Source organism: Ignavibacteria bacterium, assembly GCA_016707005.1.
Classification (GTDB): domain Bacteria; phylum Bacteroidota; class Ignavibacteria; order Kapaibacteriales; family Kapaibacteriaceae; genus UBA10438.
Map to the genome: position 1 here is coordinate 1079765 of JADJIQ010000005.1, position 12172 is coordinate 1091936.

Annotated in this window: 10 protein-coding genes; 6 read left to right on the top strand and 4 right to left on the bottom strand. The window is 54.0% G+C overall.

All coding sequences use genetic code 11. From position 1 onward, the window contains the following. The first annotated feature begins 67 nt into the window (after positions 1-67). The 6 genes from IPI29_12900 (at position 68) to IPI29_12925 (ending at position 7226) form a co-directional block, all read left to right on the top strand. Complete coding sequence (locus IPI29_12900; protein ID MBK7413443.1) at positions 68-910, top strand: DUF4835 family protein; 843 nt, start codon at positions 68-70, stop codon at positions 908-910. Between the two features lie 19 nt (positions 911-929). Continuing rightward, positions 930-2171, top strand: coding sequence for a 16S rRNA (cytidine(1402)-2'-O)-methyltransferase (rsmI, locus tag IPI29_12905; GenBank protein MBK7413444.1), 1242 nt, complete (start codon positions 930-932; stop codon positions 2169-2171). Next, positions 2171-2797 (top strand): dTMP kinase, encoded by a 627-nt coding sequence (tmk, locus tag IPI29_12910; protein ID MBK7413445.1) that lies wholly within the window; start codon positions 2171-2173, stop codon positions 2795-2797. Before rsmI ends, tmk begins: the two co-directional genes overlap by 1 nt. A 62-nt stretch (positions 2798-2859) precedes the next feature. Next, a complete protein-coding gene (locus IPI29_12915; protein ID MBK7413446.1) occupies positions 2860-5418 on the top strand; it encodes a hypothetical protein in 2559 nt (852 codons plus the stop codon). 21 nt (positions 5419-5439) lie between these two features. Then, a complete protein-coding gene (locus tag IPI29_12920) occupies positions 5440-6342 on the top strand; it encodes a proline dehydrogenase family protein (protein MBK7413447.1) in 903 nt (300 codons plus the stop codon). Next, positions 6342-7226 (top strand): hypothetical protein, encoded by an 885-nt coding sequence (locus IPI29_12925; protein ID MBK7413448.1) that lies wholly within the window; start codon positions 6342-6344, stop codon positions 7224-7226. The genes IPI29_12920 and IPI29_12925 overlap by 1 nt, the downstream gene beginning before the upstream one ends. Here IPI29_12925 and IPI29_12930 read toward each other — a convergent pair. The 4 genes from IPI29_12930 to ndk form a co-directional block, all read right to left on the bottom strand. Next, positions 7223-9589, bottom strand: coding sequence for a GAF domain-containing protein (locus tag IPI29_12930; protein MBK7413449.1), 2367 nt, complete (start codon positions 9587-9589; stop codon positions 7223-7225). The two genes, IPI29_12925 and IPI29_12930, sit on opposite strands and share 4 nt — an antisense overlap. A gap of 4 nt (positions 9590-9593) precedes the next feature. After that, positions 9594-10607: a hypothetical protein gene (locus IPI29_12935; GenBank protein ID MBK7413450.1), complete on the bottom strand. Its 1014-nt coding sequence runs from the start codon at positions 10605-10607 to the stop codon at positions 9594-9596. Positions 10608-10624: 17 nt separating this feature from the next. Further along, positions 10625-11602 (bottom strand): hypothetical protein, encoded by a 978-nt coding sequence (locus IPI29_12940; protein ID MBK7413451.1) that lies wholly within the window; start codon positions 11600-11602, stop codon positions 10625-10627. 95 nt (positions 11603-11697) lie between these two features. Then, positions 11698-12120, bottom strand: a complete 423-nt coding sequence (gene ndk / locus IPI29_12945; protein MBK7413452.1) for a nucleoside-diphosphate kinase — start codon at positions 12118-12120, stop codon at positions 11698-11700. Positions 12121-12172: the final 52 nt, after the last annotated feature.

The following is a 12172-nucleotide window of genomic DNA, read 5'->3' on the forward strand; positions in this document are numbered from 1 at the left end:
CCCCCCTATAGCCGTCATCACGAGGGTGCGTAGATTCGCCGGTACCCATTTACGTTGAGAGCAGATCATGACCACGTTCGTACGTTCTATAATCCTCCTCGTGGTGTTTGCGGGCGTGAACGTGACGCTTGGAGCCCAAGAACTCGATCCCACGGTGAACGTCAACATGGATCCGCTTACGCAGGATCAACGTCAGGACGTTCTCACCATGGCCACAACGGTGAAGAACTACCTCAGTTCGAACCGGTATACGGATGCAGATTGGGACGGACCGAAGATCCCCGTTGATATCACGATCTATGTGAATTCGAAGAGCGGGAACAACAAGTACACGGGCAGAATCTCCGTTGTGAGCAAGCGCCTCGTGAATAATGAACCCGGCACGGGCGGCGGGTTGCTCCGTGTCTTCGATCAGGAGTGGACCTTTGAATGGGCGTTCAATCCTACGCTCACGTATCAGCCCCTTCGCTTCGATCCGTTCACAAGCGTACTCGACTTCTACATGCTGATCGCCATCGGTCTCGACATGGATACCTACGATGATCTCGGCGGAACAGAAATGTACAAGACCGCGCAGCAGATCGCCCAGACAGGTAATGCGCTCGGTATCAGTCAGTTCAGTACGGTCTACCAGCCCGGTCAGTTCACACGGATGTCATTGATCACCGAACTCAACGACATGCGGTATCAGGGTCTACGTAGACTCTACTTCGACTTCCATGACGCCATTGACCTCTATGCCAAGGATAAGGCTAAGGGGCGTGTAGAGATCGAAGCGGTGATCCATGACATTGCCGAATTCAAGCGGACGAAGGTGACAAACCGAAGCGTGATGCTGCAGGCATTCTTTGATGCAAAGTCGATGGAAATCGCCGACATTTTTCGTGGATATAAGAGCGAACAGCTCTAGACAGATCTGCGATTTTTGGATGCAGGCAACACGCAGGTCTACGAAGCAGCGCGGCAGGACAAATAACGTGTCCGACGTAGCGCGCAAACACGAACATTTCATGCGAGAGGCACTGGTGTTAGCTGCCGCAGCAGCCGATGCCGGAGATGTGCCCGTTGGCTGCGTGATCGTTCGCGGAGACGTGGTGGTTGGCCGAGGGGCGAACGAGATCCAACGGATGAGTGATCCAACACGGCATGCCGAGATGGTGGCCATCGAAGACGCTGTTCGAACCATCGGCGAGAAATTTCTCGACGACTGCACCATGTACGTCACGCTTGAGCCGTGCGCAATGTGTGCCGGTGCCATTGTTCTGTCACGGATCCCATCGTTGGTCTATGGCGCCTCCGACGAAAAGACCGGCGCGTGTCGAAGTGTCTTTGAGATCGTGGATGATCCACGTCTCAATCACAGGGCCATCGTCCGAACGGGAATCCTTGAAGCAGAATGCTCCGAACTGCTCTCTCGGTTCTTTGCTGAACGCAGGCAACAGGTTCCTGAGCAGACGGAAGAAGCCCCGTTACCAAAGGCAGGGATCCTGTGGCTCGTTCCAACTCCGATCGGTAATCTGGATGATATGACGCTGAGGGCCGTGAAGACCCTGCGTGAGGCCGATGTGATCGTCTGTGAGGATACGAGGCACACAAGCCCCATGCTCAAGCGATATGATGTGCCGAAGAAGCCACTCCTGAGCTATCATGAGCACAACGAACGAGACAGGGCGCGTGAGATCGTGGACCGGATATCGAAGGGGCAACGTATTGCCCTCGTGAGCGATGCCGGAATGCCGGGTATAAGTGATCCCGGGTACAGAGCTGTGCGTGCATGCATTGAGGCCGGGTACACCGTGACTGCATTGCCTGGTGCTTCGGCGATGGTAACGGCAGCGGCTGCATCAGGGCTACCTACCGATGTGCTGACGTTCGTTGGGTTCCCGCCGCAGAAAAAGGGACGAACCGCATTCCTGGAGAGATTTCTTCATCAAGCGGCCACGGTGATCATGTATGAATCACCCTATCGAGTGCTCGATCTTATGCGCGATATTGAGCGCGTTACGGGCCCACTACGTCAGGCTGTTGTAGCAAGAGAACTATCCAAGTTGCATGAAGAGTATATCCGTGGCACCGTTGGCAGCATCGTGGCAGATCTCTCGCAACGAGCATCGATCAAGGGCGAATGTGTGGTATTGGTCGGCGGCGAAGAGGAACCCGGAGACGCATGATGTTTATTTCGTTTGAAGGCATTGATGGCAGCGGAAAGAGTACGCAGCTTGTGATGCTCAGGGAGAAACTGGAGGAGCGCGGGCATACGGTTGTGACGATCCGCGAACCGGGAGCTACCTTGCTCTCGGAGTCTATCCGAGAGATCCTTCTCAGTACAAAGCAGACGATCACTCCAACGGCTGAGCTGTTGCTGTTCAGTGCAGCTAGAACGCAGCTCGTGGAAAAAGTCATTGAACCGGCGCTCCAACAAGGGTCGATCATCCTGTGTGACAGGTACGTAGATAGTACCACCGCTTACCAAGGGTATGGGCGCATGCTCGATCTCGAGAATGTCAGGCTGTGTAACAGGATTGCCACTCGGGGGGTCATGCCTACGGTAACGTTCTTTATTGACGTTGCCTTTGAACAGGCGCAGCAGAGGATGCAGTTCAATCCCGGGGCCGGTGAGCCGGACAGGATGGAACGATCCGGACGAGACTTCTTTGAACGAGTGCGAGACGGGTATCTGGCGATCGCCGGCGAGGAACCGACCCGGTTTGTGGTGATCGACGGACTGCGAGAACGGTCGGAGATCCACGAGGAGATCGTCTCCGCACTCAAAAACACATCAGACCTTTTCGACTAGACAGGAACTCCTGCGTCGACTTCATTGCGTATCTTTAAAGTTCGTTCCATTGTGAGTCACCTATGACACGTAACTCCATTCGCACCATAGTGTTCCTGATGGCAGTCGCCATTTCAGGAACCGTGCTTACAGCTCAGACAACGGTCGATACGCGCCAGTTGTTCGTTCCGATCAATCCATCGAAGAATGCGGTTAACGCTCAGCTGAATGGCTTCCAGCGTCCCATGATGCTTCAGCATTCAGTGGCACAATCTGCCTTTGAGCAGCAGGGGAAGAACCTCACGCTCTCGAATTTCCCGTTGCCTGGTAACGAGTCATCGTCGCTCGTCCTTGAGCGTACGCGTGCCGTTGTAGACGCCAACACGGAATTCTATACGCATACCAAGGAAGGCAAGGTCAAGTTCAAGGTTCGTCCCGTGGTGTCCTACCGTGGCACCGTGAACGGTGATCCCGGCACAATGGTCACACTCCATTACAGCCAAGGGAACGTTACCGGCTTTGTTCAGATGTCCAATGGCCAACGTACGGTGATCGGCCGCGACTTCAGCATACAGCGTGCTGCAGAGGCAACTCCGCACCTTATCGCTGATGAAGCCACAATGTTCAATGCCGATCCGCTCTCGCGCTTTATCTGTGGGAACGAAGAGCTTCCTGTTGACGAAGAGGTTGCAGCACGCAAGATGACCATTCCCGGAAAGGCGAAGGGGGCTGAAATGGGCCAGGCAGATTACCTGCGTGAGTTCAAGATGGCCATGGTTTTGCGTGAAGACATCGACAGTGTAATGAAGCGCCGCGGCGAATCCGATGAAGAGATCGCTCAGTACTTCGTGAAGCTTGCCTCGGCAATGGCCCAGGTGTATGAGCAAGAACTTGATGCATACCTCTACATCTCCTACTTCGAAAAGTTCACAAATGATGAACCGTCCGGGTACTATTACGATGGACGTGAACCTGGTGAGCTACTCAATGAATTTTCGCTCGACTGGTCGAGCCGTATGTCGAGTGTCGACCGGACCGTTGCCCACCTGTATGCACTTATCCGTCCGGTTGGTGGTTCGTTCGTGGGCGGGATCGCCTTCCTCGACCAACTGTGCAATAAGAAACACCGCGGTGGCTACGGAGTATCAACGGTCTACCTCAATGCATCAGAGGTCCCAGGGGATCCTAACCGTTCAAATGCCTTCGTATGGGACGTGTTTGTGGCTGCGCACGAAATGGGTCACAACATCGGCGCTTACCACACGCACAACTGCTACTGGAGCCCACCTGTTGATACCTGCCAACTTAAACAGGACAACACTGACGCTTGCTACTCAGATCCAGCACTACGTCGTGTTGTAGACGGAACGATCATGAGCTATTGTCACCTCGTCAATGGCAGTCGAACACCTCTCACCTTCGGCACTCGCGTTGCAGAACGTATGCGTGGCTGGGTGGCAACATCAACATGTACACCTGCGGTAACTAAGCCAATGGTCCAGATCACCGAGCCACGTGGTTCTGATGCCTATAATCTTGGCGAAAAAATGACCATTCGTTGGGCCTCCGCTCGTGTCTCCAACGTCAATATCAGCTGGGGGAATTCGCCGGCCGGACCTTGGACAACCGTTGCGTCAAATATTGATGCTGCAGACAGACAGTATTTGTGGACGATCCCGGCGATTCCTGTTCCGGAGTTCTGGGTACGTGTTAGTGATGCATCAAACGAAGCGGTCAACGACACGTCGCTGGCAAGCTATCGCGTAACCATCCCAGTCGTGATCGACGCGCCAAAGGGTGGCGAGCGTTTCGGTCAAGGCTCTGCATTCACCGTTCGTTGGACAAAGGCTGCAGGCGTAGGCAACGTAAAATTGGAATTCAGTGCTGATGGCTCGACGTATGAAGTTCTTGGTGCTTCTTTAACTGGTTCTTCATTTAACTGGACGGTGCCAACAATTCTCACAGAGTCGGCACGCATGAGAGTTTCAGCCGTAAGCTCACCCGGATCCACGTCTACAAGTGGAGCCTTTGCGATCGGTGTACGCCGCTTCGCTCTTGAGATCCCGGGCGAGGGTACGTTCCTCTGCAAGAATCAGCCGAATCAGTATCGCTGGAGTGCCGACTTCATTCCAACTATCCGTATTCAGTATTCAACGGATGCGGGTGGTAGTTGGCGCACAGCAACACAGCAGTCTACCATCGAAACGTCACAGTGGCAGATCTTCAGCCGCAATGTGAATATGAACAACGTTCCGAAGGGGACTCCGTTGAAGCTGCGAGTGATCGATGCTGTTACGGAAGAGGTTCTCGATACTCGCGAGAACTTGGTCATGGATTCATGCGATGCCCCTGTGTCCGTTAGTGAAACGTCAGAAGACGTTCCATTCTCGATCACATCGATCTCACCGAACCCGGCAACAAGTGTTGTACGCCTCAGCATCGGATCCACTGATGCTCGCCAATGCAGCATTGTTCTTATTTCCGGCGATGGCCGCGAGATAGTTCTCAATTCTGAAGTGTCTCTCGTTCCTGGTTCGTCCTCAGTGGAGCTTCCGTTGGGCAACGTAGCCTCCGGCTCCTATCGGATCGCCGTGCGAAATGGGAACATGCAGGTAGTTGCACCGCTGATGATCGTTCGTTAACAACCGGAGACAGGGAACAACGTGAGCGTCTTCAATAAGCTTGTTGTAGCCAGTCTCCCGATCATTCCGAAGAGCATTATTCGTCTTGTGGCTCAGCGATATATCGCTGGGCCACATCTCGTTGATGCAGTTCGAGTGACGAAGGACCTCATGGCTCGGGGTGCAGCATCAACCATCGACGTCCTCGGTGAGTTCGTTTCGTCTAGAGAGCGCGCGGAACACGAAACAGTAATGCAGGCGTCGGTCATCGATGCGATCCATACAAACAAGCTCTCTTCGTACCTAAGTGTGAAGCCAACGTCGCTTGGGCTCGACATCGATCATGACTTCGCCTACGCGAACATCTCGGGTCTTGTTCAAAAGGCAGCTTCGCTCGGCGTGTTTGTTCGAATGGATATGGAGAACACTCCATACACGGATATCACACTCGACTTCTATCGCAGACTCCGCAAGGAAGGTCACAACAACGTTGGTGTCGTGATCCAGGCATACCTCCGTCGGTCCGAAGCGGACATTCGGTCCCTGCTCGACTTTGAACCGTCTGTACGCCTTTGCAAGGGCATCTACGTTGAAAGTGAAGAGCATGCCTTCAAAGATCCCAATGAGGTCCGCGCTAACTACCGCTCACTTTTGCGGATACTCCTAGATGGTAGGGGGCGTACCCACATCGCCACACATGACGAGTCATTGATCGTTGACGCAGAAAAGACTCTTGCCGATATGCACGTGGCTAGAGAACGATACGAGTTTCAGATGCTGCTCGGTGTCCGCGAGGATCGTCGCGATATCCTCCTCCGTAACGGTCATGCGGTCCGTATCTACGTTCCGTTTGGTGAAGACTGGTACGGCTATTCCACGCGCAGACTCAAAGAGAATCCACAGGTTGCCGGCTATGTGGCCAAGGCCGTCCTCACAGGAAAATGATGAAGACTTTTGCGATCGTCGCCACAGCCTTGTTCATTGCTGTGTTGTTCTCGGGATGTCAATCTCCGCAAGGGGCTCCTGACACCACGGTAACAGTTGGCACATTTAACATCGAATGGCTTGGTGACGGTGCGGATGACCAGAAGCCCCGTACTGACCAAGAATGCCTGTTGATCGCTGACGTGATAGCACGAGCGGGTGTTGATGTGATGGGCGTGCAAGAGATCGAGAACGAGGCCGCACTTCGACGTGTGATCCGGTATCTCGACGGCTACGAGGGCTTCATCGCAGATGCCGGGATCAAGCAGAACGTTGGAGTGATCTACCGCAAGGGTGTAACGGTTCAAAAGTCGGGAGTATATCAGCCCCTTACCCTTGGACGACCGGGAATGAGGCCGGGGCTGGTGTTGAATTGTCAGAAAGGTGCATTTGACTGGACAATGATGGTCGTCCATCTCAAGAGTACCTCTCGCTATGATAGCACGAACCAAATGCGCGATGACTCGCGTGTAATGCGGAGCGAACAAGTAGGTCTCTTGCGAGCATGGTCGGACTCGATCATTGCTGCCGGCAAGGAACGCGATGTGATGATCGTTGGAGACTTCAATGACTTCACAGCACGTCGTCAGCAAGCAACTCTTACGCCGCTGCTTGAGAGCACGAGCATGGAGTTCCTTACCGGTTCGCTGAAGAGCTGCAAGAATGACAAGTGGACCACGATCGATCAGATCGTTGTTTCAAAGAGTGCTCGGGACAGAGTGATCAAGGGAACAGAACGTGTGGAGGACATACGGTCCTTCCTCAAGGGGAACATCGCCGATGCGGTGAGCGACCATTGTCCGGTGCTTGTCCGATTCAGTACAGCCGGTCCCGATAACGATTAAGCGAAGACGGTTACCTTGTTCCCAACGCGCTTGCTTACATCCAGTGCGGCCGTTGCATGTGCGATGAGGTCATCCCATTCATCTCGCGGTTCGGACTGTGCGATCCCAATGGAAACGGTGAAGGACAAACGCTTCCCGTCGATATCAACCGGAGTGCTGGCGATCTCGCGACGCATTGTTTCCGTCCAATTCTGAGCCTCTTGCAGGCGATATCCTACAAGGCCGAGTGCTAATTGATCGCTTTCTACACGAGCTACGATGTCGTAATCGCGGAGTTGGTTCTTCACGATCCGAAGGATGTGCAACAGTGCACGTTCGCGCTGCTCTGCGTTCGTCCGTGATGGGTCGAGATGAACCATACACAACGTCAGCGGCAAGTTGTAATCCACAGAACGCTTGAACTCCTCGCGAATACGCATCTCAAAACCTTGCGTATTCAGGACGCCCGTTGCGTGGTCAAGCAGCGCAGAACCCTGGAGTTCCTCTGCCTTGCGAATGTGCTCGAGAAGTTCGCCGGCAAGCTGGCCGAGAGCTTCGGCAAGTCCGATGTCTTGTTGTGACAGACTCGATTCCACGTTCTCGAGGAACAGTGAGCCGTACGAGTCCGAGGCCGTACACAACGGCACTGCGACGAACTGACCAGTCTCGAGAGGGGGCTCCTGCACGAACACCCGGGTACCCTTGAAGTCTTCTGCGTGCACAACGGTGGTTGCCGAGCTGATCGCATGTCCTACAGCCGACGTTGTGAGATCAACACTGCACCCAACGTTGTCGCGATATCCGTCGTCCATGGCTGAGCGTGCATCGGTAAGGGTCCAAAGCTTCTGTGCTGGATCAAAGCTGACTACACCAATACGACTGATGTCCATGTGCTGAATGAGCGTGGCAAAGAGTCCGCGTACCACCTGCTGCACGGTTGATGGTGCAGTGCCCACGTGTTCTCGGAAGTGCTTTGTGGCTTCCAAGATCGCCGAGGCCTGCATGAGGTCGAACTTTGCGGTGTAGGAAGACACAAGTCCGGAGATCAGCTTGGTGAACTGACCGAAGAAACCAACCGTGATGTCGGAGTAGGCATCCTCGATGAGCGAATCGGCGCAGAGAATACCAACAACATTTCCGCCGTAGTACACGGGTACGCCGATGAAGGACATCGTTTGCGCTGAACGGACGTAGTACGGCAGAAGGTCCATTTCCGCAGCCGGGCTGATCTGCGTGATGATCTCCGGAACTCCTTCGCGGGCGATCTGACTCAGCGCATCGCGTCCCATAGGGATCTTGCGCTCAGTGGTGAACTCTGCCTCGGCTTCCGTGATCTTCGCTTCAACCACAAGTTGTTGACGCTCAGCGTTGACCCAGAGGAAGGCAGCCGTACGTGCGTTGGTTGCGCTTCGGATCACCATCAGAACGCGATTGAGGAGGTAGTCGAATTCTCGACGTGGTTCTTGCGAGGACAGATCCTCATCTGCTTCGTCGTTGACGAACGTGGTAAGTGCTACCGCCGGTGAACGACGTGACGTTTCGCGTTGAACAGGGACCTGCTCAACTTCTTCCGGAACTTCCACGGTAGCTTCGTCAAGCAACACTACGTCCTCTTCGTGCTCTTCGACTTCTTCGACCTCTTCCACCGGAGGTGGGGCCGGAGCAGTCACAGGCGGAGGCGGTGGTGCTTCGGTTACGCGAGGGGTACGAGAGATCGGACGAACCTTTACGTCCTCTGATAGTTGGATCTCATCCGTTACCCGTCCGGTGATGACTGCCACTGGTGACGAGAAAACCTCCTCGGACGTCTCTTCTGGAGTGGCTGCCTCAAGGTTCTTGCGGGTCTCCTGACGGAGTTCGCTTACAAGTTTCGGAGTAGCCTTCTTCGAACCCGGGCGTGTTCCAACGATCCGTATGCCAGACTCAGCATCTTGATGGTCGATGAACGTATCGATCTTTGGTGCAGCAGGTGATGGCTTCTGTGTTGGCGCGGGCTTACGAATGAGTTCGCTCTGCCCTTCAAAGAGATCGATCTGATCTTCATCAACGAATGGGGACTCGCCTGATTCCGTAGAACCGAAAGACTCGCGATAGGCCTCAGGATCAAAGGTCTGTGATCGCTTTGAGCCATCCTGTATTGTTCGCGAGCCAAGATCTGGAGTTTGCGATGGGCGCACGGGGGAGATGATCTGCAGATCCGTCAGACGCGGAGATACGATCATAAACAGTGCAACGCCCCCTAGGATCGTGATGCAGATGCCGATGAGGCGCACCGACATCTCGTCCAGGAAGAGTGCTATGAACAGACCGATCGCGATCACGAGGAAGGCGATAGAGTCGCTGGCTTGGAAGACCTTGCGCAGGTCTACCTTTTGTTTCGGCATATGCTTACGGCAACAGTTCGATCTCGTAGCGAGAAACTTGAGATTGAGATACCGACCTTCGCTCACCCTTTGGCGTTACGATGGAGGCTGACACGTTCATTGTGATCGCATTCTTCTTTGAGATCGTATAGCCCCCTTCAACATCAAGAAGGGAGTGGGATGTGCCGGTGATCGATGAGGAGTTCACCTTTACCGAGAATGGTGCGTCCTTTGGTAGGGGGCGAACAGAGAACGAGCCATCGATCGTTGCATCGATCGATGCGATGCGGCGGCTCTTTACTTCCTTGATGTTGGCGATGTGGTACGAGGCCACTGTCGATACATTAAAGAACTCGGCAAGCGGAGTTGTCATGGCGTTCGACCAGCTTCCGCTGGCATCGATCTTTTCCTTTGGATACGGAATGATCTCCTGACCATGGAAGGATCCGTACACAGCCGCCTTGAGTTGTTCGGAGAGTTGCTCGATCATCTGTGGTGCTACTTCTTGTTTGGCCGATGCCACCATCTTCTTCACGATCGGCGATACATCGCCTACCTGAAGGATGGCTCCGCGTGGAGAGACAAAGACAGAGATCTCTTCACCCAACAATGCATTGAATTGCACAAACTTCTCGCTCGTGCGTTGGGTTGAGTCTGCGGATGTGTAGGATTGCTGGAGCAATACCGCGCCCGTGTTGCGATTTCGAACAACGGCATCGACTCTTACGGAGTCGAATCTCATCGTCAGTTCGAATGAGCCATCAGAACGAACGGCACGAACCTTCTTTGTGTAGACGTGTGTGCTGTTCGTGGTTGCTACCGCTGAGTCCGGTCCGGCTTCGGAGAACTGATGTACACGGTAACGTAACACTTGTCCGGGTGCATAACGCAGGACAAACGAATCAACCTTGGCTTCCGTGAAGGAGATCGTCTTTGCGTCAGCAGTATCTGCTGCAGTGATCTCTGCAGAGCCGGAGGCCTCGGCGTCTTTTGGTGCATCATCTGATGAGCAGGCCCATGTGGAGACTGCGATGGTCAACGTCAGAAGTAGCCGTCTTACCATTGATACTGGCCCGTAAGTTTCCACTGTGTTGTGGATGTGATGCGATGGGTAAAGGTCTCGGCGCGCACGATAGCACTGAACCACGCCTTTGTTACCGAAGTGAGTTCGTTGATCGTGCCGGTTGATGAGAGCAACAACGTGTTATCAACCACAGCACCACCATCGCGAACCGTGCTCAGGTAGGGGATCCCGTAGATGTGGACGTCTTGCCCAGCTTGGACTGGGATCGAATCTTTGGTGATGATCGTGTATAGTCCGCCACTATAGGCTGCTAGGCGGGATGAAACCTTACCCTCGAATACCACACCATCAACGCGTGTGGTGAGGCCATGCTTCCATGTTGAGTCAACACCCTTGCGGAGCCCGGGTATCATGCGCTTTTGAACATCTCCGTACTGCAAAAGATTCTCGCGGTCGAGTGACTGCATCCAGATCGTATAGACTACGGAGTCGAGGTCTGCAGCATTCTGTTCAAGGTATTCGCGCCAGAAGTCAACCTGTTCACCGGACAGCTTCGTCACCTCGCCGTAGGGGCTAACAGTGATCTCGAACGTACGATTGAGGGGGCCGATATAGTTGTTGAGATCGGCAAAGTTCTTTACCGTGATATCCTTCTGGGAGTCGTAGCTGATCTCTAACCCTTGGGCTGTGAACTTGTAGACCAACGAATCGATGTTCACCGCTAGTTTAGAGATCCCATCGATGGACTCAATGCAGCGAACAGTCATGAAGAACGTGACCTTGCGGTCATAGGTTTTCTTTGAAGAATCGCTATGAGTGCGTTCCACCGTGGTCTGCTCCACCACTTCATAGCTCTGGGCTATACCAGCGCGGTAAAGAGCTTGCAAACGATACTCACGTCCGGCTGGAGCTGCACCGGTCTGTTGTGCAACCATAACGCCGGCCGTGCAAAGGAAGCAGAGGGCGAGTACGAGAGGGAGTCGGACGATCATTGATGTGCGTTTGGACATGGAAATCTACCACAAAACGTTCAGAAACGACACGAGGGCGGATGTCCGCCCTCGTACTAGAACACCAGACGCGTTCATCGGTTTCGTGTTGTGGGTCAGGCGTTGTTGATCAGTTCGCTTTCAGCGAAGAAGAAGGCTACTTCGTTGATACCGTTCTCAACGGAATCCGAGCCGTGAACAGCATTTTCGCCCTTACTGGTTGCATAGGCGCGGCGGATGGTTCCTTCAGCTGCTTCTGCAGGGTCTGTTGCACCGATCAGGGCGCGCCAGTCAGCGATGGCATTTTCTTTTTCAAGTGCGATCGGAACGATAGCTCCGCTCGACATGAAGTTCACCAGTTCGCCGTAGAACGGACGTTCCTTGTGTACCGCGTAAAACTCACCGGCAACAGCTGGCGAGATACGCGTGAGTTTCATTCCAAGGATGCGGAATCCGGCAGCCTGGATCATGGCAACGATATTGCCGATGTTGTTATTGCGGACGCCGTCCGGCTTGATGATACAGAGAGTACGTTCCATGGGAGTTGCTTAGTTACGGAGTTACTTAGTTACGGGGTTACGGAGATACGGG

Excerpts from the sequence above, each read along its gene's own strand:
- tmk (MBK7413445.1), top strand. The coding sequence starts at position 2,171 with ATGTTTATTTCGTTTGAAGGCATTGATGGCAGCGGAAAGAGTACGCAG.
- IPI29_12925 (MBK7413448.1), top strand. The coding sequence starts at position 6,342 with ATGAAGACTTTTGCGATCGTCGCCACAGCCTTGTTCATTGCTGTGTTG.
- rsmI (MBK7413444.1), top strand. The coding sequence starts at position 930 with ATGCAGGCAACACGCAGGTCTACGAAGCAGCGCGGCAGGACAAATAAC.
- IPI29_12940 (MBK7413451.1), bottom strand. The coding sequence starts at position 11,602 with ATGTCCAAACGCACATCAATGATCGTCCGACTCCCTCTCGTACTCGCC.
- IPI29_12930 (MBK7413449.1), bottom strand. The coding sequence starts at position 9,589 with ATGCCGAAACAAAAGGTAGACCTGCGCAAGGTCTTCCAAGCCAGCGAC.
- IPI29_12900 (MBK7413443.1), top strand. The coding sequence starts at position 68 with ATGACCACGTTCGTACGTTCTATAATCCTCCTCGTGGTGTTTGCGGGC.
- IPI29_12915 (MBK7413446.1), top strand. The coding sequence starts at position 2,860 with ATGACACGTAACTCCATTCGCACCATAGTGTTCCTGATGGCAGTCGCC.
- ndk (MBK7413452.1), bottom strand. The coding sequence starts at position 12,120 with ATGGAACGTACTCTCTGTATCATCAAGCCGGACGGCGTCCGCAATAAC.